Below are 22,799 nucleotides of genomic sequence, written 5' to 3'. Positions count from 1 at the left end.
ATCAGAAAAAAGATAGATAAATCAAAGGAGGAATAATATGACGACTATAAGAAATGTGAAACTACTGGAAGAATTAAGCCTGACACCTGCAATATCAGGTAATGAAGAGAAGATACGTGAAATTATCATTAGAGAACTTGAGGATAGCGTTGATGAGATTGAAACTGATGTCATGGGAAATGTTGTATGTACCAAAAAAGGAGAGGAGGATGCCCCGACCGTAATGCTTGCATCCCACATGGATGAGATTGGTTTAATGGTAAAATACATAGATAAGAATGGATTTGTCAAGTTCATAAAAATCGGTGGAATAAATGACCAGATGCTAAGTAACCAGGCAGTTATCATACATCATGACGGCAAAGAAGTACCGGGTGTAATCGGTTCAAAACCACCACACGTAACCAAGGCAGAAGAGAAAAACAAGGTAATACCATACAATGAAATGTTCATAGATATCGGAGCAGAGGACAGGGAAGATGCAGAAAAAATGGTATCTGTTGGAGATATGATCACGCTTCGAAGCTGGTTTGAAGAATACCCGAACGATAAGGTAATGGGAAAGGCCTTGGATAACAGAATCGGATGCTATGTTATGATGGAAATCATGAAACGAACAGAAAGCAGGGCAACAATTTACGGTGTTGGAACAGTACAGGAGGAAGTGGGACTTAAAGGTGCCAAGGTATCCAGTTACCACTTAAATCCGGATTATGCATTTGCACTTGACACGACAATATGTGGAGATCATCCTGGAATAAAGCTTGAGGAGTCACCATGCAAAATGGGTTCAGGACCGGCAGTCATATTGGCCGACCGTTCAGGTGATGGTGTGATTACACCTAAAGTAATGAAGGATATGATAATAAATGCCGCAAGTATAAAGGACATTGAGATTCAATTAGAGGCAAGCGATGGTGGAACAACCGATGCAACGGCAATACACTTAAATAGGGAAGGAATAATAACTGGCGTGATTAGCGTGCCTACAAGATACCTGCATACCCCTGTTAGTGTGGCAAGCTGTCAGGATATTGAAAACACGATAGAATTAATGGTGACGATACTGAATAACATATAATCCTGAAATATATATTGTGGGATTAAAGATTTAGATTTAATGCCTATTTATATGAAAAGATTCTAAATGTAAATATTTAATAATTATTAAAAAAATAGAATTAAATAGATAATAATAAGATAATATTATAAAATAAAAAACCAGAGTGATACAGATGAACGACACAGTAGGAATGATTTTATGTGGAGGTTTCGGTAAAAGACTAAGACCGGTTACTGAAACTGTCCCAAAACCACTAGTAGAACTAAAAGAAGACTATACAATACTAGACAAACAAATATTTGACTTTAAAAGTGCAGGCGTTAAAAAAGTAATTCTTCTTACAGGATTTTTAGGAGAAAAAATAGAAGAACGTTACGGCAATAACTACATGGGCGTAGACATTGAATATGTACGAGAAGAACAGCCACTAGGAACGCTTAATGCCATAAGACTTGGAATGGAACATATAGACGATGATACACAGTGTGTTATAAGAAATGGTGATGTTGTAGCAGATCTAAGTATTAAAAAGATGATTGAAGATGGGGAAAAATCCCCATATGACTTTACAATATTTGTCACACAAATGACAAGCCCATATGGAATTGTGGATTTAAGTGGCGATAAGATCGTGTCCTTCAAGGAAAAACCACTTCTTGACTACTACATAAACGGTGGAATATACTTCTCCAAAGGTAAACTTGACTTCGGCAACTACCAAACAGGAGATATTGAAAAAACAATATTCCCTGAATTAGCTAAGGACAAAAAGTTAGGATACTATAAGGAAAACGGTTTATTCTGGATGGCAGTTGATACCTCCAAGGAATTACAACAGGTCCAACAGGAATATGAAAACAGGGTGGATAAGCCATGGGGATACGAAAAAATACTAATCTATACTGAAAAATACCTTACAAAGGAATTGTTCCTCAAGGAAGGTTATCAGACAAGCTTCCACTACCATCCTAACAAGGATGAAACAATGTATATCGTTAGCGGTAAAGGATACATTGAATTTGAAGACAAAAAGGAATACTTCAACAAAAAAGACACAATCAGAATTGAACCTAACACGCCACATACAATTGTAGCAACAGAAAACACCATATTACATGAAGTGTCAACGCCTGACTTGGATGATACAATAAGAATCAAGGACTTCTACGATTCCGAAACACCTGAAGGTGACAGATAGTTCAGAGTTATGAACTATTCTGCAAATTCTCTTTTTTTGTAAAAATTACATTTTCAGACAACAAGCGACTTTTTTAGGAAGTGCATATTTTGAGTGACATTACAATTTTAGATTATGGTAGCGGCAATATTCTAAGTATCTATAATGGATTTAAGAAGATAGGCGTGGACGTTAATGTATCTGATGATGAGGATGTTATCAGCAAATCCGATGCCATCATATTGCCGGGTGTTGGAGCATATGGTGCAGTGATGAATAATCTTGACAATTATAGAAAATTGATATATGAGCATGTTGACAATGACAAGCCATTGCTCGGCATATGTCTAGGTCTTCAGGTACTTTTTACAAGTAGTGAGGAAAGTCCTGACGTGGAAGGATTAAACATATTTGAGGGTAGCGTTAAAAGGTTTGACTTGCCTGATGAATTTAAGATTCCACACATGGGATGGAATCAGATAAAGGTTAATGATACTCCAACAAATGACACGACGCTTCTTGACAATGTTGATGGGGAGTACATGTACTTTGTCCATTCATATTATATTGAGCCGGATGATGAGAATCTCATTACATCCACATGCGACTATGGAATGAATGTACCAGTCAGTATCGGCAGAGACAATGTCCATGCACTTCAATTTCATCCCGAAAAAAGTGGAAAGGCGGGACTTGAAATACTTAAAAACTTTGTCGATATAATCTAAACATTTTACTTTTTTTATCATATTTTTTTTAAATTTTTTATAACAGATAACCTTAATAACAATACAATACATAATTATTAATAAGAATATATATGTCTTTTGATAAATGTTATATTAAATAAATCCCACTTTTTGAATAATCATACAAAAGCCTGTGATAACTATGGATATGGAAGAATACGCCAAAAGAAGCATTGTAGAAAAAAAGCCCAAAACAGAAACAATAGAAAAACTTTCAGATATAATACTTTATTATAAGGATATCGGCAACGAAAAAGCACGATTACTGGCCAAGGCGGTTATAGAAGAAGTCGAAACAACACTGGAGATAGATAATGATTTAACTGACTACTATAAAACAAATATTCACATGGGTGAATTCGGTGTAGGTTCACGCGGAAAGGGTGATTTCTATGTACACAGCAAAATAGCCGAAATAATCAGAAATACCGATTGTCAGTCCCTGGTAAATCCAACAGCACAGGATGATGGAGGAGTGGTAAAGGTAGATGATACATACTACATTACCACTGCCATAGATGGCATTCATTCAAGACTTAGTGATTATCCATTTCTGGCAGGTTTTCACACTGCACGTGCAACGCTACGTGATGTATGTGTAATGGGTGCCAATCCGGTGGCGATTATAAGCGATATACACCTTGCTGATGATGGAGACATAAGCAAACTTCTTGACTTTACGGCCGGAATATGTGCCGTAAGTGAACTGACCGGTGTACCACTGGTAGCGGGAAGTACTCTACGTATAGGTGGAGACATGGTCTTGGGAAGCAGGCTGGTAGGTGGAGTGGGTGCCGTAGGCTCATCAAAAAACATTCCACAGGCAAGAAGCAATGCCAAAGCAGGCGACGTTATACTCATGACCGAAGGTTGTGGTGGAGGAACAATAACAACAACCGCAATCTACAACAATTACCCCGAAGTTATCGACAAGACCCTGAATGTACAGTTTATCAAGGCAAGCCAACTATTAAATGATTATGAAAGAATAGAGAACATCCATGCAATGACCGACATTACAAATGGTGGTTTAATCGGAGATTGCAATGAAATAAATAAAACCACAGGGCTGGGCATTCATTTAAATTATGATAAAATTAAAAATTTAATAGATCCGTCGGTACTTGAAATGTTAGATACCCTTGATATAGATGCACTTGGTGTATCAATAGATTCCTTAATGATAATAGTAGACGGCCAAGCCAAAGATGAAATATTGGAGTTATTGACTAAAAACAACATTAAATGTGATGTAATTGGACAGATTACCAATACTTCGAAAACCATTATTGAATATGAAGACAAATGTGAAGAGTTAACACCGAAATTCCGTGAAGCCGCATATACCCCTATAAAAAAGGTAGTGGATAACTTATATGATGAAAACTATGATGAAAATATAAAAATTATAGATAAAGCAACGCTGAGTGCCATAAATAAGAAAAATAAAGTAGTAAAACACATTAAAGAAAGAAAATTATAAAAAATAAAAGTAAATTATGAACAACAAGGGACAATTTCTATTATATGACATGTTACTGGCAATGATAATAATATTGATTGTACTGGTATCAACAACGTATCTTTTGGAGACAACCGACATTGCCAACTCAAATACAAAGGACTACAAAGAACCCAGATATATGCTAGAGTTACTTGAAGATGAAGGACTGCTTACAAAACTATCCACAGCTCTTGACAAAAACGACAGCCGACAGATTAACCGGACAAAAGAAAAAATAGAACATATATTATCATCCGGTTGTAAGGATGACTACGCGTTAAGTGATGAAAGCACGAATAAAAGCATTATAAATCATTCATCAAACAGTTATAAAGAGACTTACAGTAGAAAAAAGGTGGTGGATAAGCATGAATATATCCTGAGGATATATCGTTGAATCACTCCCCTTTCGGCTTGGTTTTTCTTCCTTTCTTACGTATGACTTCTTTGATTATAAGATTCATTGGCGTGCGTTCACCAAGTGCCTCGGTATTTCCCTTTTTGATATTTTTGAGTATTTCATCAACACTATCGCAGTCAGGTATTCTCGTATGACATCGGCCTATTCCCTTAACGAAGTGAGCGTCACTGGCACCTATCGCCGGAACGTTGTTTTTCTTTGAAACCTTCTTTGCCAGGTAATTTGAAAAGCCGAATATGAATCTTGAGTTCATAGTCTCCATTGCATCCACATCAAGTGATTGGACAATATTTCCCAGCCCACTTCTATAATAACAGTATGGATGTGCCGCTATTGCTATACCTGCATTGTCATGTATCTCATCCACTGTTTCCTGGGGACTTTGAAGCGGTTTGATGTAATCTGTTATGCCCAATGCCACTATATGACCTTCACTACTGCTAACCTCCTCGCCCGGAATCAGTATAAGCCCTTCATGTTCCAGCTTCCTTATGGCCCATGTTCCTTCTATCTCATCATGATCTGTTATTGCTATTGCATTTAGTCCTATATTTTGACTATATTTAATTATATCCTCTAATGGAGTGATTGAATCCTTTGAATATTTGCTATGAATATGAGTGTCGATAATCATAAAAATACATCCTAACCTTATAGAATAATCTTTTTAATTAAAAAAATATATAGTTTGTGTAAACTATCATGGCCCCAATAATTCTTCAATAGCTACGATAAAACCGAGTACAAAAATAGATTAGCCCAAATGATTGCTTGATTCAATTTGATTAGATTCAAATAAAATATTGGACAATCCATCTTTCCAAAAATCAAAAAAACATTCAACATTAATCCAACGTCAAATCCAATTTTTAATGTGTCATTTAGACAATTTGTTAACCATACTATCCACACACAAATATACACTTATAAGAAGATAGAATATTATAATAAAAAAAATAGTACATGAGAATACCCATGGTAAATACGTTAAAACGCGAAAAAAGACCTGTAATTAGTGAATTGATAATAATGAAAAATGTTAAAAAATGAAATATTTTTTTGGATTGCACAAATATTTATCCTAGTATGTACATATATAATATCATAACGGAACTTATGATATTGATGAGTTTCTTTTTTTAAATCCATATATTTATATGGAGTTATGAAAAATTAAAATTTATATGGAGAATAAATTAATGTATGAAATAGGCGAAGCTTTAATTGGAAACGGTCCTGAATTAGCACATATTGATTTGATAATCGGAGACAAAGATGGTCCAGTTGGGCATGCTTTTGCTAATAATATGGCCAGTATGTCCGTAGGACACACACCATTATTATCAGTAATAAGACCAAACTTACCAGCAAAACCTGCAACCCTTATCATCCCTAAAGTTACAGTACAGAACTTGGAGGATGCAAGCAAAATATTTGGTCCAGCACAGACTGCTGTTGGAAGAGCAGTGGCAGATGCTGTAGAAGAGGATATTATACCAAAAGAGAAAGTTAACGATATCGTTATAATGGTTAATGTATTTATTGATCCATCCGCAAAAGATTATCGTAAAATATACCAATACAATTATGGTGCAACAAAACTTGCAATTAGACGTGCATTTGAAGGATATCCAAATGTAGAAAAAGTATTGGCAGAAAAAGACAGAGGAACACACCCAATAATGGGATTCAAAGCCATGAAATTATGGAACCCACCTTACTTACAAGTAGCACTTGACTTAGATAATGAAGAGAAAATGCGTAGCATTATAAGAGATTTACCTAAACGTGAAAGAATTCTTATAGAAGCAGGTACTCCTCTTGTCAAAAAATTCGGTGTTGAAATCATCAGTAAGATAAGAGAAGAAAGACCTGGAGCATTCATCATAGCAGATCTTAAAACATTAGATGTTGGAAGAGTAGAAGTTAAAATGGCTGCTGACGAGACAGCCGATGCTGTTGCAATATCAGGTCTTGGAACTGTCGATTCAATTGACAAGGCCATACATGAATGTACCAAACAGGGTATTTACTCAATACTAGACATGATGAATGTTGATGACATACTTGGAAAACTTGATCAACTCCAATTCAAACCTAACATAGTATTGTTACACAGAAATATTGATACTGAAACCATGAAACAAAATGATGATGATCAAGCATCCGAATGGGGTAACATCAAAGATATTAAGGCTAAACTTGGCGATAAAGGACTTGCAGCTGTTGCTGGAGGAGTAACACCTGAAAAAGTTGATAAAGCTATAACAAATGGTGCTGACATTATTATTGCCGGTAGATACATCATCGGTTCTAGTGATGTAAGAAGAGCAGCTGATGACTTCTTAAGATACTTACCTCAAGATTCTGATACAATGAGAGTAGCATTAGATGAAGATGAAGACATTTCACCTAAAAAATAGAATTAGATGAAAAAACTTCATCCATCCACTTTTTTTTAAAAAATATTACATATAACCTTCATAAATAGATTTTTACAATAGATTTCGTTTTATTTACTGAATTAGCAATTCAAAGATTGCATAAATCAAATAAATGATTTTTTGGTAATTAATAGTAGATCAATCTTGAAGAATTCGGTATAATTAGGATAAAAAGAAGAATTAGATTCTAAAAAAAAGTATCGATGGGAGGTTATTTATTGTAGACGTACCTGCATGATTCATCAACGATATCATCGGAAATTTTTACTCCTTCGTTTGTTAGTAAAAACTTCTTATAGTAATTATTTTTAATTCCCGCATATCCTCCTACTTCCCAAGTAGCAAGAACTGTCCTGTGACATGGAATTATTATCGGAAATGGATTGGATGCCAATACATTAGCTGTTGGTCTTGCACTGCGTGGTTTTTCTATCATTTTAGCCAGTTCCTTGTAGGATGTAACCTTACCGTGCGGAATTTCAAATTGCTTTTCTAAGACAATCCTTTGGAAATCTGTTAGCTCCGATAAGTCCAGTTTTTCTATGTCAAATTTAACTTCACGTCCAATGATAGCATCCTTAATCTTTGACATCAATGTATGAATATACCTGTCCGGATGATTTTCAAAAATTACTCCAGTATAACTGATGTTTCCAAGATTACATTTTTTGGTATTGTTGTCCGGAAGAAGAATCTCTTTTAAAATCATATTGGTATCATCCCAGACAATTGTTATTTCACCAATTAGAGTATTTATGACTATATATTTTAAAATACTAACCTTTGGCACCCCCTTATTTTAATGATTGAATAGTTATAAGTTATTATTATATATCATTTCTTGAGTATATAAAAGTATTAAAATTTAGGAATAACTAAAATAATAGATTGTTTAAACAACAAAAGATTTATAATCATAAATATAAATACATAATAAGTCACTCAAAGGAGGAATCACATGCTACTTGAAGAAATAATAATATTATTTATATTATTTATTATATTAATCCTGGCATTTAAACTGATACTTGAATATGGTGGAACCATTCTGAAAATAGTCATGCATTTGGCATTTGGTTGGATAACCCTTGGACTTGTAAATATTATTCCGGGAATTAATGTACCTATAAACCTTATTACTGTAGCAATATCCGGTTTTGGAGGAGTTCTGGGGACATTCTTACTGGTATTATATTCAATAATATTTTAATTATACTTAAACAAAAAAGTTAGTATATACTAAGTATATACTTTATTTAAACCATTTTTTTCCAATATTTTTTTAAATAATCCTTTTTTAAATAATGAATATTCTCAATTAAACATTAATTGATAACTATATCTTTTCCAATATATCATTTGAAGTGTAGCTATATCCTTTTTCATCAAGCAGTTTATCTGCCACCTGCCCGATAATAAATGTGGATATACATGCAGAGTCAAAGAGGTTCATTTTTGTTGAATAGGCTGTTATCATACCCGCCAATATGTCACCGGTTCCTCCAACTGTCATACCAGCATTACCCGTATCATTTAATTTATAATCATCGGAATTTACAATGATATCCGTTTTTGCTTTAAGTACTATTGTTGTATTATATTCAATTGACAACTTCCTCAATATGCCTATTTTCTCATCAAAATCTGAGGGTAATTTAATTGAAAAGAACTTCTCAAATTCCGCATGATGTGGCGTTAAGATAGTATTTGCTTTAATAATCTTTTCTTTATCCACTAGTTTCAATGCATCGGCATCTATTATGATAGGCTTATCTATATCATTCACCATTTTATTATATAATTCGGCGGTCGTATCATCCAAGCCTGCACCGGAACCTATCAATATGGAATCCACCCTTTTAGATAATTCACAAACATCATCATAGCAATCAAGGCTTAGAACATCCCCGTCTACTTTTCTAACTATGAATTCAGGATTATAAGATTTAATTATATCAGCACTGGACTTTGGTGCAACTATATAGACCAGATCAATACCCGACTTCAGTGCACTTTCAGCCGCAAATATAACAGCCCCTACATAGTCCTTATTGGATCCCACTATCAATACAGAACCGTTTTGTCCCTTATGGCTGTTTACATTCACCTTAGGTATTTTAAGCAAGTCCCCCTCGCCGACATATTTTTCCGATACTCTTGGTATTCCAATATCAAGAACCACCACATCCCCTACATAGGAACTTTGAGCATCCAGTAAACCAGTTTTCTTCTTATGCAGGGTCAATGTCTTATGTGCCACCACACATTTATCAAATACTTCCCCAGTTAGAGGATTTAAACCTGAAGGTACATCTACCGATAATCTGATGGCAGGAGAGTAATTGATTATGTCAATTGCCTTTGATACGGGCTGTCTAAGTTTACCGTTTATACCGGTACCCAATATTGCATCGACTATTATATCACTGTTGTCCGGTTTTAGTTGTGTTGAATCAGTTATGATGCTGATTCTAATATTCCCATCTGCCTTGGAGATATGCTCAATTACATTCCAGTTTAGGATTGAATCCTTATTTTTTATGTTCTCGGGCCTCGACAGCAAGACAAGATGTATCCTGTAATCATGGTTTAATAGGTGTCTTGCCGCTACAAAAGCATCTCCACCGTTTCCACCAGTACCTGCATACAATGATACTTTCTTCTTGTCCGGATAATTTTCAATTATATATGATGCTATTTGGCTGCCGGCATTTTCCATCAATACAAGAGTAGGTAATTTATTATACTCTGTATTTTTATCAACACACCTCATTTCAAGGGGCGTTAGTACTTCTTTCATCAGATTACCTCTTTAATCGTTTTATTCATTTATTAACTTTATCTTATATTCACCCAGCTTTCCTCCAAAGTTACCGGCAGATATTACCTGTACATCAGGTATGGTTTTGATAGCTGTTATGGCCTTCTGTGTTGCAACATCAACATCCTCTTGAGTAAGTCCATCAAATACTATTTCATAGACGCCATTACAGTCGGATGATAACTTGGAGTTATCTATTTTATCTTTCAATGTAGGACAGTAGGCTTCATTTGTAGTTGCATGCATGAATGAATATTCATGTGAACCTACCTTAGAACCTGATGCCACTATTCCACCAGGAAACGGCGTTATGACATGAGGAACTGATTTTATTGCATTTACTGCTGCAATAGCTGCTGTAAGTGCTGATTGTTGACATTTTGCCATTATATATAAATTACCGCCAGCTACTGCATCGCATATTCCGAAGTTTTCCTCTATGAGAAAATCTCCACTCATCACCGGTATTTTATACAATGTTTTATCGTATTTTTCAATCTTTTCCTGATATCCATCACCAAAGAATGATAGCTTAAATCCAAGATTTGTTTGAGTATCACTATCTGGCAGTAAGTTAAATACCGATGTTGTGGCTGCGGTCAATACGCATTGTCCTATCCTGTTTAATAATTGTTCTTCTACCTTTTTAGTGGAGTTTTGACAGATTATTATTGAATAACCCGGCCTGTTATCTGGAGTTTTATCAACATCAACATATTCATCTATGCCCGCCTCTGCAGGACAACCTATAAATGATGTTGCAAAACCGGTAGCCTCAACAGCCGCGGTATATGCTAACTCCTTGGTTGCAGCTGTTATTAACAGGTAAGCTGCCTTTGTCTTGAATGCTTCTGCATATGTATCTTCTATAACAATTGAATCCATAAAATAATCACTTCCCAGTATAAAAATTAAAAATAATAAAATAAGCCTATAAAAAAATAATAATTAAAAGGGGGATTTGCATTTAATCCAATCCCACTTTGTCCAATACATCCTTACCATAGAATGGTAATAGTATTACACCCATAATAATAACCATCCATAATGATATCATACGTTCTACAAATGTAGCGGCCGTACTTATTGATGCGGAAATTCCCGCCATGGAATACAACAATATCATTACACCATCAATAGATCCTAAACCTCCAGGTAAAGCCGGAATAATACCGATTAATGATGAGACTAAAAATACTGATGCAATCATACCAATGGAGACGGTTTGTCCAAATGCCAGAAATACCACATATACCCTGAAAAGTTCTAAAAACCATACCACAAATGAAATGACTGTAGCCTGAATCAATAATTTACGATCTTTCATCAGATATTTTAAACTATTTTGAAAACCAATTAATGATGAAACAGCCTTTTTTTCATGTGTTATTAGATCTTTGGAAGTAAAACGTCTAGCCATCCTAAATGTCCATTGGATAGTTTTTAATCCAAATTCCTCATTTATTGAGATATATATTATAAACAACAGTACCACTATAAATAATATCAATGAAACCATCAGTAGTGAAAATAATGTAGAACTCAAGTGAAGATATAACATTAAATAGCATATTGCAAATATTGCAAGTACCATAAATGGAAGCGTGTCAAATAACTTATCCCCCATTACAGTTGCAAATGTCTCTTTGAACTTTATGGAGGAATCTTTTGATAAAAGATATGCCCTGACTGGTTCTCCACCACTACGACCACTAGGTGTTAAGTCATTGACTGCCAAACCAACAATAGTCATTGCAAACAATGATAGTTGACTATGGGGAATATCTAATGAATCACAGATTATACTCCAACGTTTATTCCATAATACCAGTATAATAAATTGAATTATTATGGCAAACATTACATAGTAAAGATTAGCTGTCTTCAATGCAGATATTATCTTACCCGGCCCAATAAATAGTACCATAGCAATTAATATTATGATACCGAGGGATAATAGTACTATTAGCTTTTTATAATCCATAATTTATCACAACACATAACATTAAAATGGTTATATATATAATTTATATACACACTAATACTAATAATTTAGTCAAAATTCAAAAATAAAAAAAATCGTTATAATAACCTGACAAATTATACTAAAAAAATATAATCCTTAACTAATAATAAATAATATAATAGAGAAAACCTTTATAATAATAATCACATATGGAGTCGTGCAGAAGTTGGTAGATATAATAATAGTAGGTGGAGGAAAGGTTGGTATCCGACTAATCAAACTGCTTAAAAAACAGGAAAACTATGACATCACGCTAATAGACAATCATGAGGAAGTAATAGATGCCGTAAAAGAAGAATTTGATGATGTAAATATCATAAATGGTGATGCTACAAATAAAAAAGTATTAGAAGAGGCAGGTATTGAAACGGCAGATATTATTGTGGCTGCAACAAGCAATGATGAAGTGAACCTTCTTATAGGCATGGTTGCTCAAAACTATAACTTAAATAAGATTATTGCACGTACCGCTAATCCTACGCACATTAAGATGTTTGAAAAATTAGGTTTGAATGAGGTTATAAGCCCGGAACTTACCGCATGTAGTAATATTGAAAAGTTAATAATTAAACCCAACATTGCAGATTTATCAATATCCGGTAAGGGTGACTGTGAATTAATTGACATAAAAGTTAAAGCTAAAAAAGTCATAGGCAAATCCATAGGACAAATCAGCCCAACAAAGGATTATATTGTTATAATGTGTGAGAAAAACGATGAAGAACTGATAGCTAACAATGACATCATACTGCAAGAGGATGACACGGTCACGGTACTGGTTAAAAGAAAAGCCATTAAGAAAACAAGAAAGTACTTTACTAAAAACAGCATTTTACCATCATTATAAAAAAAAAAGTAGTGTCAAATGACACTAAAAATGAGTTATATCCATTCAATTTCTTTGTCGTTGTCAGGACCAGGATGTTTTGCAAGTACTGCTGTTGGTTTGAATGTTGCTGCACCTTTTGCCCTGAATGGGAATCCCTGTTCTTCGGCAAACTTGTTTAATCCATCGACCAATTCCCCTTCTTCAAAGAAGGTTACTTTACCTTTAGCCATATATGCTTTTTTGGTTTCAGGATCACATACAGTAACTGCGATTAAACCATTGTCCATTAAATTTTTTCTGGTTGTGTTCATTGCAACATCTGCGATAACCATTGTACCGTCATCTTCCACCATCTTAAATCCAATAGGTACCACATTTGGTTCATCACCCATAGTTGCTACAAACCAGGTTTGTTCTGTGAATATTTTTTTTACTTCTTCGTCCATATTAATGACCTCCATATAATACTAACTATAATCTAGTATATGTCTTTTTTGTAATTATGATGGTGAAATGTATTATTAATACATTTAACAAATTTCATGAATCATTTTTATTAAAAATATTTGAAGAAGAGATGAATCTTAAATTCAATATCAAAAAAAAGTTCTTAAAAGCAAAATAAAAATAATTGGAAAAATGGAGGTGAACATAGCCCCTATAATCTGGAGGCTATCATAACAGATAGGGCTATCTGTTCGGATACCTGTGATATTGCATATGGTCCATGACCAGGGAATAACTGTACAACGTCAAGGTCGGCTATCTTCAATATGGACTCGGCCATTTGCCTGGAATCACCTGTAGGCAAGTCCGTTCTTCCAAAGTTTCCACCGGCAAATACCGTATCCCCACTTATCAAACTTTTACCGTTGCATAGGCAGATTCCCCCGATTGTATGGCCGGGAGTGTGTATGACCTCATAGTCTCCCACCATATCACCCTCGTTTAACTGTTTGATATCCAAGTCCGGCGTTGTCATTCCAAATGATGTGGCAACCGTAGTGTCATCAAGCTTTTTATCAACACTTTCCTTATCCAAGGGATGCATGTATATCTCATATCCATATTCATCCTGTAACTGCTTATCAGCACCCATATGATCGTAGTGACAATGAGTATTGACAATTTTTTTAATGTCGTCCATTTCAAGTCCGGCTTCCTTGATTTGAGACTTTAGATAATCAATATCAAAACCGGAACCCGGATCAATCAACACATCTCCTATAATATATGAATTTGAATCACGTCCCCTGCCCAATATTATTGTTATATCATCAACTTTTTCCATTCTTTACAGTCCCCCTATTTAATCTTATAAACCATTGTAGTATAACCATTTCTTCTTCCGATAAATGTATGATAATCCATTTTAGCTTTTTCAAAGCCCAATTTCTTATAAAAGTCTATTAATGATGATTTATCATCAGCCACGTCAATCAGCATGTTGTTGGAATTTGATTGTCTGGCTTTCTGTTTAATATTTTCCACAAGCTTACTTCCAATATAATTATTACGATAATTCTTATGGACATATAAACTAGCCATGTAATAATCATTGTTGCTTATATATGATGAATATATGATGCTGACATACTCAAAAAGAAATGGACTTTTAACATTGAGAAAGCCCGTATCAGAAAACGCCTTGTACATCTGGGTAACGGTTATTTTATTACCTTTAAACGATAAAGCCATCGCCTTTACGTCACTAGGCTTATCCACATATAATAATGTGATAAAATTTCTATGATATGGATTGATGTAATCACTCATAATCAACTTTTTTATAGCCTCCAGGGAATTGGCCTTATTTGTATAAAGTTTATTGAATAATTTCACATCAGTGGTATAAATCCAATAAGCCAACTTTTTGATATTGTCCTCATCATTAATTTTTCTAAACTTAGTCATCATATCACACATGTAACTGATTAATCCTATAAATAATTATATAAACTTTTTAATATTTAGTTATATAGATTTAATTCTATGGAAACTAAGAAAATTGTTCTAAACGATATTGATTATATAACATTCAACGATAAAGCAGTCATCAGATTATTCGGTATAGACCCGGATAGCCAAGAAAACATAATAGCATATGATGATTCCTTTAAACCATATATGTATGTGCTGTCAGATGACTATGATAATTGCATTAGCCAATTAAAGGAGCTTGACTTGAATAACTGCATTAAAGAATCCAAGATTGATATCGGAGTGGAACGTGAATTTATAAAAATCATATTTGACCACCCGCAAGAAGTGCCTAAACTGAGAGACACGATAAGAGACCTGCCAAGTGTCATTCAGATAAGGGAATATGACATACCATTTTATAGAAGATATCTTATAGACAAACAGATAACTCCAAGTAACATATTGGAATTACATGGAAAAACTATTGACAAGGGTACTTATGACAATTTGAGCATTGATGATGATGTCATATTATTCAAATTGGAAGAAAGTCCTGCAGATACCCATAAACACAGTACCAGAAACAAGATTCTTAGTTTTGATATTGAGGTATATAATGCCCAGGGAATGCCCAACGCACAGGATGACGCTATAATAATGATGAGTTTAAGCAGCAACCATGGATTAAATAAGGTGTTATCCACCAAAAAGTCCCGGCATGAATATGTTGAAACATTCGACACTGAAGAGGATATGCTTAAGGGATTTGTAAAACTGATAAAGGAAGAAAACCCCGACATGCTTGTAGGATATAACTCGGACGTTTTTGACTTGCCCTACATTAAAAAGCGTGCAGATGTATTGAACGTTGAATTGGACCTGGGAGTGGATGGAAGCAGCGTTAAATTCCAGAAAAGAGGATTTAACAATGCAGGTATTATTAAAGGAAGAGTACATGTGGATTTATACCTGCTTGCAAGACAGTACATGCAACTTGATCATTATACTCTGGAAAGGGTATATCTTGAGTTATTTGATGAGGAAAAAATAGACGTCCCGGGAGACAAGATATTTGAGTACTGGGATTCAGACAGCGACCAACTAGAGGAGTTATTTGATTACTCCATGGATGATGCAAGAACCACCATGGAAATTGGTGAGAAAATCACGCCTCTCACCGTTGCCCAGAGCAGACTTGTAGGCCAACCACTCTTCGACATTGCACGTATGACGACCGGTCAAATGATTGAATGGTACTTGATGCTAAAGGCATATCATATGAACAACATCGTACCCAACAAGCCAACAAGCAGTGAATACAACCAGAGGATGAATTCCAAGCGTAATGCTGGAGGATATGTCAAAGAGCCGGAAAAGGGACTTTTTGAAAACATTGCGTACCTTGACTTCAAAAGCCTGTATCCATCCATCATCATAGCACAGAATATCTCCCCCGATACAATTACGGACGGAGAAGGTTTATCAACAGACGAATACTATGAATGTCCGGAGAACGGATATAAGTTCAAAAAAGAACCTAAGGGATTTATACCATCACTTATCGGTGAAATATTGAATGAAAGACAGCGGATAAAGAGATTGATGAAAACAGAGACAAAACCAGAACAGAAAAAGGCACTTGACTTTGAACAACAGGGACTTAAGAGATTGGCCAACTCGATGTATGGAGCATACGGTTATTCCAGATTCCGGTGGTACAAGAAGGAATGTGGAGCGGCCATAACCGCATGGGGAAGACAATATATTCAGGATGCCATGGAAAAATCAAAGGAATTCGGATTTAAACCAGTTTATGCTGATACCGATGGATTTTATGCCACATATATAGGAAAAATAGACTGATTAAAGAGATTATTTTAACGGCTATAAATATTTATAAATAAATATAATTATCATAAGATACATATATTAAAATAATAAAGATTAAGGGATTAATATGAAACTTTCGCCTTTGCAAATGATAATAATATTGGTTGTTCTTGCAGGCTTTGTCATTGGAACATATTATGCTACAATGGACCAGCTGCCAGACATATCAGATGTTAAAGTGATTGGAAACACTACTGGAAGTCCAACACTTACAAACAATACGCTTGGAACATTCTACATAACAGATGAGACAAACAAAACATCAAATATGTCAATTATAGTAAGAAACGATACTAAGATATTTATAGAAAACAAGGACAACAAACAGGTAGAGGCTAACATCAGTGCTATAAAGACCGGCTCACGGATAGACGTGTACACGGTAGGTGATCCTACAAACACCATTCCTCCACAAATCAGGGCCGAAAAGGTTGTTGTCAAAAGAAACAAGAAATAAAAGAGTTCATACTCTTTAAAACTTTTTTTAGTGATGTTACTCAGGATTGCTCAAAAATTAAATTTATACGTTAATCTGTAAAAAACATCACTGCCAATACTTAAGTTATTAAATCGGATAATCCTACTCGCAAATCACATATATAATAATGATTTATAATGAATTTAAGGGGACTTATGATTTTCAACATCTTTTACCGTGATTCCATATACCGATAATATTACACATTGTTCATTAAGATTATTAAAATATAAGAAATATATACCTCCTTCTCAAAATAAAAGAAGGTATTATACAATAATTATCAACGCAGTTTACCCTCACTTGTAGGAATTTTTACTGTCCGATATTTTCGGACACTTTAATTCCTTCAGCTTTTATGCTGCTTTTTAAATCACCCCTTATTATCTTAGCCGTTTACTTTCAGTAAGAACTGTGATACCCTCCATCACTGAATAATAATTCTCTTCGATTTCATAACCCATTTAGTAATTCTCTTAGAAAACAACACCTTCAACGCAACCGGCGATACCGCAATGGCAATCGGAGTAATCGGACTAAACATACAAATCAACAACAACAACCTCACAGTAAACGGAACAAGCATCAGCGGATCAACAGTCGACTACCTAGGAGCAAGAACCACAGGAGTATACATAGGAAGAGGATACAACGTAACAGTAACAAACAACAACATAAACTCAACATACACCGGAATATACACCCAAGAACAAAACACACTAAATGTCACAACAAACAACATCACAACAAACTACAATTACACAATACTCATAGATAAAACCACACAAAACACAACAGTAGAAAACAACTACCTCGTAACCCCAGGACGACTAGGAGACGAATCAGTAAGTGACTCCGGAAAGAATAACACAGTACAAAACAACCAACCAGTACCGGATAAACAATACTTCCTCAAAGTAGACACAACCGAATTCACAGCAGGCACAACCACCACAATAACAGCAAGCATATACTACGGAACAGAAAACACACAAACAGTAGCAACAAACATCACCAAAGGAAAAATCACATTCAAAGTAAACGGAAAAACACTAAAAAACACCAACGGCAAAGTAATCTATGCAAAGATAGTAAACGGTACGGCAACTATTGAAGACTTTGAAGTACCTGAAAGCTGGGCAAAAGAAGGCACAACCATACAAGCCGTATACTCAGGTTCAAGTGACCTTGAAAAGATGACCAGCGAAAAAACAGAAATAACAATAACCACAACAGAGCCAACAATCACAACAGAAGACATAACCACCAGTGCTGGAGAAACAATCACACTCACAGCAACCCTAACAGATGGTAACAATGTCATCAACAATGGTAAGGTAGTCTTCAAAATCAACGGCAAAACAGTCAAAGACTCTAACGGCAAGGTAATCTATGCCAAAGTATCCAATAATCAGGTAAACTTTACATACACATTACCAAGTGATATGAAGGCTAAACAGTACAACCTCACAGCTACTTTCATATCAAGTGACTATGACCGCTTGGAGGATACGAAAACTTTAACCGTTACAGCATAAATTATATATGAGAGAGTTTCTTCTCTCTTTTAATCCCTTCCCTTTTTTTAACATGCATATAGTGTGTCTATTTTTTTTTGTTGCAGATTTTTTCTAGAAAGTTATTTTTTTATTTTTTCCACTCCGCTATTTGCAGATATAACGAAGTAAAAAATAAGTAACTTTAATTATATCAATATACGACATGTAATGATCTTTTTGAACCTATTCATGAGGGAATACTTCAATTCACTCAAATATTAAGCAATGTATGTAAAAAGTCGAAGGTGTCTTCCAGATAGGGGAGGTGAATGTAAATTTACCAGAATCATTCCTCACGTTCAACGGTCTTGTTACTGGCTTCATTCATCATCGAGTTACTGCAATTTCCTATGACTTATTAACATATCAATAAAATGATATATAAGAGTAATATACTCATTATCTCAGGAAAAAATATTATAACAAGAGTTATCAATGTTAATAACTGGTGTTTACAAGCAAAACCCCTCATATTCTCACCTCCCTTGAGGTCACGGGCAATAATTCTCACGTTGAATTAATCCCTTTGGAGGATATGGTTTAAGAGTAAATTTACATAAAATATTTTTATATAAAGTAATATAAATAGTATTACAATTAATGAAATATTGTATTAAAAATTCATAAGAAATAGCTTTTGATTAAATGTTGTAAAAAATAAAACCCATTTTATTGAAAATAAAACAGGTCTTATACAACATTACGTGAATGAAGAATCTTGCTTGTAAACTTCTTCTACTAATTATTATAAATGTGATAGTATTTAAAGATACCTATAAGAAAATACTTCAACCCTGCCTATAAATTAGACTTAGAAATCCATAATAATTTTTTTTATTTTATCAACAATATCCCTGTTGTCTAACGATTCCAAACAATTATAAGATCATTGAATACATAATGTTAAAGTACGCTATGTTAAAATCATTAACAACCAAGTAAACCTAACTTACACATAACCTGAACTATCAAAGCTAAAAAACACAACCGAACAGCCCATTAATTTCTACGACTACAATCCCTTAGAAGATGTCAAAACATTAATCATGACAGCATAAATGATAAAATAAGAGAGTATTAACTCTTTTACACTCCCTCCCTATTCTGATTCTAATACCCCTTTTATTATTCCAAATTTTTACTTCGTTATCTAATTAGTATACCGAACTAAAATACAACACATAACACCATCAAAAAAATTAACACAACATATTAAAAAAAAGCAACCCCAAACTCAACAACAACCCCATACACATCCTTTTTTTAAACAGCAAAAAAATAATCATTTAACATTACAATTCCACAGAGTAAGGTCTGTTTTTGAATATGACAAATCATGAAAAAAAAGGGATTCATATTACCTTTTTATAGGCAGTTATATTGGTGTATTGATTGATGATTGGCAAATATTATTAATTAATAACCTGTTATATTATTTGAAGTTCCAACCACGTTTTCAACAAGCCCCCATACTATAAGGTTATAGTTAAAAACAAGAAATTTAAGAGTTTTGTCTAATACCCACTCATTGTGTTATTGTGGTAAAGTATATAAATCTACAATAATATACTATATATCAAACTAAATAGATATAGAGTTGATATAATTATGGATGCTACAATACGAATTGATCTTGATATTCAAAGACAACTAAAGCTTAAAAGTGTAGAATTAGGAATTACCCAAAAAGAACTAGCTAATATATACATTTTAAATGGATTAAATGAAGAAAAAAATAATGGTAATATGAAAACTATTGATGACATTGCAAAAACATTAAATATAAACATAAATGATCCAAATACAGAATTAGATGATTTGGATGAAGATACATTTGAAATAGTTTCAGATAAAAATAAGCTAACAATGGATGAAATTAAAGAAATTGTTGAAAAAAACAAAAGTGATAAAGAAAGCAATGTTAAACTTAGTGATATGCTTGGAATAGTCGAATCACCAGATGAAATAGACTGTTTAAATGAAAAATGGATCCTATGATAGGAGGTAAATGTTAAATGGTATTTTTAGATAGCAGTTTTATCATAGCACTATTTAATAAAAAAGAGTATAAAAGAAACAAATCAGCAGAAAAAATTATAAAAACTATTCCAGACATTGATAAAATACCAAAAGCAATAAACAACATAGTGTTAAATGAAGTACTCTATAAATTGACAAAACCATATTATGATGGAAAAAGAGAACAAATAATCTCATTTCTATTAGCCATGGATAAAATAATTTTTGTAAGCGAAAACGACTACAAAAAAGCAATCAAATTATATAAAAAATATGATTATACAATCAACTATAGTGACTGGCTAATCATTTTATCCATGAAAAAAGAGGGAATAACCGACATACTCTCATTCGATGATGATTTTAATAAAATAAAAGAAATAAACAACATATCCATTTAACACAATATAACCCACAAGAAAAATAACTATAGTATATAAGAAAACAACCAAGCAAACACAACATACACACTACCAGAGAACATGAAAGCCAAAGACTACAACATCACAGCAGTCTTCACATCAACAAATTATGATAAACTTGAAGATGTAAAAACCTTAACCATAACAGCATAAACACGTTTAATAAGAGAGGATTGTCCTCTCTTATCCTATCCCCCAATTTATTTTTCATGTTTTACTTTTTTACTTCATATAGATTGAATATAACGAACAAAAAAATACAACACAACCACTATCAAATATAATTATCCTACACAACTCAAGTTAATGCAAATCAAAAAAAATCATCACAAAACTTATATACTACTTTAAATATAGTAATATATAATCCTAGTTTCTCGTTGAAGTCTTGGTACGATACGATACACGCGATGGGGTTATGGTGTAACCTGGCATCATCTGGGACTCCAGTTGTCTTTGAAGAAAGTGCGCACACTGAGGCATACCGATGATGATCAATTGGAGTGCTGAGACAAGAGAAATCCCAGGATCGGGGTTCAAATCCCTGTGACCCCATTATACTTTTAAATACTGTTTTTATCACATTTTTACATTGACAATTACAAGATTAGATTACTTGCTCTTTGTCAAAGATTTACTCTTCAATTCTGAAAGCAAAAAAATTACTACTGATTTTATTTAAAAAATCCCTCATTTATGCTTATCTATCTGGTTGAGTATGGTTATTGCATTTACTGCCGCTCCGTATCCGTTATCAATATTTACAACGGATATTCCAGGTGCACATGACTGCAGCATTGCAAATAGTGCCGTAAATCCTTTTTCTCCAACACCGTAACCTGTGGATGTCGGTACTGCTATTATGGGTATGTCAACTAGTCCTGCCACTACTGATGGCAATGCCCCCTCCATTCCAGCCACTGCTATTATTACATCCACTTCATTTTCAACCAAAAATGAGATTTTATTCAAAAGCCTGTGTATTCCGGCTATGCCCACATCATATGTTGTTATGGCATTGTATCCTGATTGTTCTATTGTGATTCGTGCCTCCTGTGCTACAGGCACATCGGCTGTTCCTGCCGTAATTATTCCTACGGACAAATTTTTCTTTTCAATTTCTTTTTTATTGATGGTTAATATAGATGCTTCCTTGTAAAAAGTTAATTTTTCTAGCACATTGTCATTAAATTGATTTTTGATTCTATTAAATCTACTTTCATCGAGTCTTGTTATTATTAGATTATCCTTAAATTCAACATTATTGATTATGTTTACCAGGTCATCATCCGTTTTGCCCTTGGAGTATACTGCTTCACAAACACCTACACGTTGCTTGCGATGTGTATCAAATTTAACGTTATCCCCTAACTCCTGAAATTCGTTAACCCTTAGTTGACTTTCAGCCTCATCGACACTGATTTTTCCATCAAGTAGATTTTTTAATATATCTTTCATAAAAATTAACACCAAA

Annotated in this window: 22 protein-coding genes and 1 tRNA gene; 14 read left to right on the top strand and 9 right to left on the bottom strand. The window is 34.0% G+C overall.

What is annotated here, in order from left to right:
- Positions 1-37 precede the first annotated feature (37 nt).
- From AW729_RS08010 to AW729_RS07990, 5 genes are all read left to right on the top strand, one after another.
- Positions 38-1,081: a M42 family metallopeptidase gene (locus AW729_RS08010; protein ID WP_112124619.1), complete on the top strand. Its 1,044-nt coding sequence runs from the start codon at positions 38-40 to the stop codon at positions 1,079-1,081.
- 154 nt (positions 1,082-1,235) lie between these two features.
- Positions 1,236-2,261 carry a sugar phosphate nucleotidyltransferase gene (locus tag AW729_RS08005; protein WP_112124618.1) on the top strand — a complete coding sequence of 342 codons (1,026 nt, stop codon included), beginning with the start codon at positions 1,236-1,238 and terminating at the stop codon, positions 2,259-2,261.
- Between the two features lie 89 nt (positions 2,262-2,350).
- Positions 2,351-2,968 (top strand): imidazole glycerol phosphate synthase subunit HisH, encoded by a 618-nt coding sequence (gene hisH / locus AW729_RS08000; RefSeq protein ID WP_236951217.1) that lies wholly within the window; start codon positions 2,351-2,353, stop codon positions 2,966-2,968.
- A 163-nt stretch (positions 2,969-3,131) separates the two neighbouring features.
- A complete protein-coding gene (locus tag AW729_RS07995) occupies positions 3,132-4,472 on the top strand; it encodes an AIR synthase-related protein (RefSeq protein WP_112124617.1) in 1,341 nt (446 codons plus the stop codon).
- Between the two features lie 16 nt (positions 4,473-4,488).
- On the top strand, positions 4,489-4,890 hold the full coding sequence (locus AW729_RS07990) for a hypothetical protein (protein ID WP_112124616.1): 402 nt from the start codon (positions 4,489-4,491) through the stop codon (positions 4,888-4,890).
- Between the two features lies 1 nt (position 4,891).
- Here AW729_RS07990 and AW729_RS07985 read toward each other — a convergent pair whose 3' ends face one another.
- On the bottom strand, positions 4,892-5,548 hold the full coding sequence (locus AW729_RS07985) for a PHP domain-containing protein (protein ID WP_112124615.1): 657 nt from the start codon (positions 5,546-5,548) through the stop codon (positions 4,892-4,894).
- Positions 5,549-6,113: 565 nt separating this feature from the next.
- Between AW729_RS07985 and AW729_RS07980 the strand changes: the two genes are divergently transcribed.
- Positions 6,114-7,337: a bifunctional 5,6,7,8-tetrahydromethanopterin hydro-lyase/3-hexulose-6-phosphate synthase gene (locus AW729_RS07980; RefSeq protein ID WP_112124614.1), complete on the top strand. Its 1,224-nt coding sequence runs from the start codon at positions 6,114-6,116 to the stop codon at positions 7,335-7,337.
- Between the two features lie 232 nt (positions 7,338-7,569).
- Here AW729_RS07980 and AW729_RS07975 read toward each other — a convergent pair whose 3' ends face one another.
- Entirely contained in the window at positions 7,570-8,067 is a 498-nt protein-coding gene (locus tag AW729_RS07975; protein ID WP_112124613.1) for a methylated-DNA--[protein]-cysteine S-methyltransferase, read from the bottom strand.
- Between the two features lie 249 nt (positions 8,068-8,316).
- Here AW729_RS07975 and AW729_RS07970 point away from each other — a divergent pair, with 249 nt between their 5' ends.
- On the top strand, positions 8,317-8,568 hold the full coding sequence (locus tag AW729_RS07970) for a pro-sigmaK processing inhibitor BofA family protein (RefSeq protein ID WP_112124612.1): 252 nt from the start codon (positions 8,317-8,319) through the stop codon (positions 8,566-8,568).
- 126 nt (positions 8,569-8,694) lie between these two features.
- On the opposite strand, the gene AW729_RS07965 is transcribed toward AW729_RS07970, so the two are convergent.
- The 3 genes from AW729_RS07965 to AW729_RS07955 all read right to left on the bottom strand — a co-directional run bounded on the left by AW729_RS07965 (position 8,695) and on the right by AW729_RS07955 (position 12,163).
- A complete protein-coding gene (locus tag AW729_RS07965) occupies positions 8,695-10,158 on the bottom strand; it encodes an NAD(P)H-hydrate dehydratase (protein ID WP_112124611.1) in 1,464 nt (487 codons plus the stop codon).
- Positions 10,159-10,179: 21 nt separating this feature from the next.
- Positions 10,180-11,064, bottom strand: a complete 885-nt coding sequence (gene fhcD / locus AW729_RS07960) for a formylmethanofuran--tetrahydromethanopterin N-formyltransferase (protein WP_112124610.1) — start codon at positions 11,062-11,064, stop codon at positions 10,180-10,182.
- An 82-nt stretch (positions 11,065-11,146) separates the two neighbouring features.
- The gene (locus AW729_RS07955; protein ID WP_112124609.1) at positions 11,147-12,163 is read right to left on the bottom strand and encodes a UPF0104 family protein; all 1,017 of its coding nucleotides are present in this window, start codon (positions 12,161-12,163) and stop codon (positions 11,147-11,149) included.
- Between the two features lie 208 nt (positions 12,164-12,371).
- Between AW729_RS07955 and AW729_RS07950 the strand changes: the two genes are divergently transcribed.
- Positions 12,372-13,052 (top strand): TrkA family potassium uptake protein, encoded by a 681-nt coding sequence (locus AW729_RS07950; RefSeq protein WP_162685856.1) that lies wholly within the window; start codon positions 12,372-12,374, stop codon positions 13,050-13,052.
- Positions 13,053-13,087: 35 nt separating this feature from the next.
- Here AW729_RS07950 and AW729_RS07945 read toward each other — a convergent pair whose 3' ends face one another.
- The 3 genes from AW729_RS07945 to AW729_RS07935 all read right to left on the bottom strand — a co-directional run bounded on the left by AW729_RS07945 (position 13,088) and on the right by AW729_RS07935 (position 14,948).
- Positions 13,088-13,480, bottom strand: a complete 393-nt coding sequence (locus tag AW729_RS07945) for a pyridoxamine 5'-phosphate oxidase family protein (protein ID WP_162685855.1) — start codon at positions 13,478-13,480, stop codon at positions 13,088-13,090.
- Between the two features lie 212 nt (positions 13,481-13,692).
- A complete protein-coding gene (locus AW729_RS07940) occupies positions 13,693-14,325 on the bottom strand; it encodes an MBL fold metallo-hydrolase (RefSeq protein ID WP_112124606.1) in 633 nt (210 codons plus the stop codon).
- Between the two features lie 14 nt (positions 14,326-14,339).
- Complete coding sequence (locus AW729_RS07935) at positions 14,340-14,948, bottom strand: N-acetyltransferase (protein ID WP_162685854.1); 609 nt, start codon at positions 14,946-14,948, stop codon at positions 14,340-14,342.
- 78 nt (positions 14,949-15,026) lie between these two features.
- Here AW729_RS07935 and AW729_RS07930 point away from each other — a divergent pair, with 78 nt between their 5' ends.
- The 6 genes from AW729_RS07930 to AW729_RS11310 all read left to right on the top strand — a co-directional run bounded on the left by AW729_RS07930 (position 15,027) and on the right by AW729_RS11310 (position 21,880).
- The gene (locus AW729_RS07930; RefSeq protein ID WP_112124604.1) at positions 15,027-16,820 is read left to right on the top strand and encodes a DNA-directed DNA polymerase; all 1,794 of its coding nucleotides are present in this window, start codon (positions 15,027-15,029) and stop codon (positions 16,818-16,820) included.
- Between the two features lie 94 nt (positions 16,821-16,914).
- Positions 16,915-17,304, top strand: coding sequence for a hypothetical protein (locus tag AW729_RS07925; RefSeq protein WP_162685853.1), 390 nt, complete (start codon positions 16,915-16,917; stop codon positions 17,302-17,304).
- 455 nt (positions 17,305-17,759) lie between these two features.
- Positions 17,760-18,863: a right-handed parallel beta-helix repeat-containing protein gene (locus AW729_RS07920; protein ID WP_335645361.1), complete on the top strand. Its 1,104-nt coding sequence runs from the start codon at positions 17,760-17,762 to the stop codon at positions 18,861-18,863.
- A gap of 1,629 nt (positions 18,864-20,492) precedes the next feature.
- Positions 20,493-20,882, top strand: coding sequence for a hypothetical protein (locus AW729_RS07915; protein ID WP_112124601.1), 390 nt, complete (start codon positions 20,493-20,495; stop codon positions 20,880-20,882).
- Between the two features lie 17 nt (positions 20,883-20,899).
- Positions 20,900-21,304 carry a PIN domain-containing protein gene (locus AW729_RS07910; RefSeq protein ID WP_112124600.1) on the top strand — a complete coding sequence of 135 codons (405 nt, stop codon included), beginning with the start codon at positions 20,900-20,902 and terminating at the stop codon, positions 21,302-21,304.
- A 433-nt stretch (positions 21,305-21,737) separates the two neighbouring features.
- Positions 21,738-21,880, top strand: a tRNA-Trp gene (locus AW729_RS11310).
- 135 nt (positions 21,881-22,015) lie between these two features.
- Here AW729_RS11310 and larB read toward each other — a convergent pair.
- On the bottom strand, positions 22,016-22,783 hold the full coding sequence (gene larB / locus AW729_RS07905; protein WP_112124599.1) for a nickel pincer cofactor biosynthesis protein LarB: 768 nt from the start codon (positions 22,781-22,783) through the stop codon (positions 22,016-22,018).
- Between the last annotated feature and the right edge of the window lie 16 nt (positions 22,784-22,799).

Origin of the sequence: Methanosphaera sp. BMS (assembly GCF_003268005.1) — an archaeon.
In the GTDB taxonomy this organism is placed as follows: Archaea; Methanobacteriota; Methanobacteria; order Methanobacteriales; family Methanobacteriaceae; genus Methanosphaera.
Note: the sequence above shows the minus strand (reverse complement) of the source record. Positions and strands in the feature narration are given on the sequence as shown.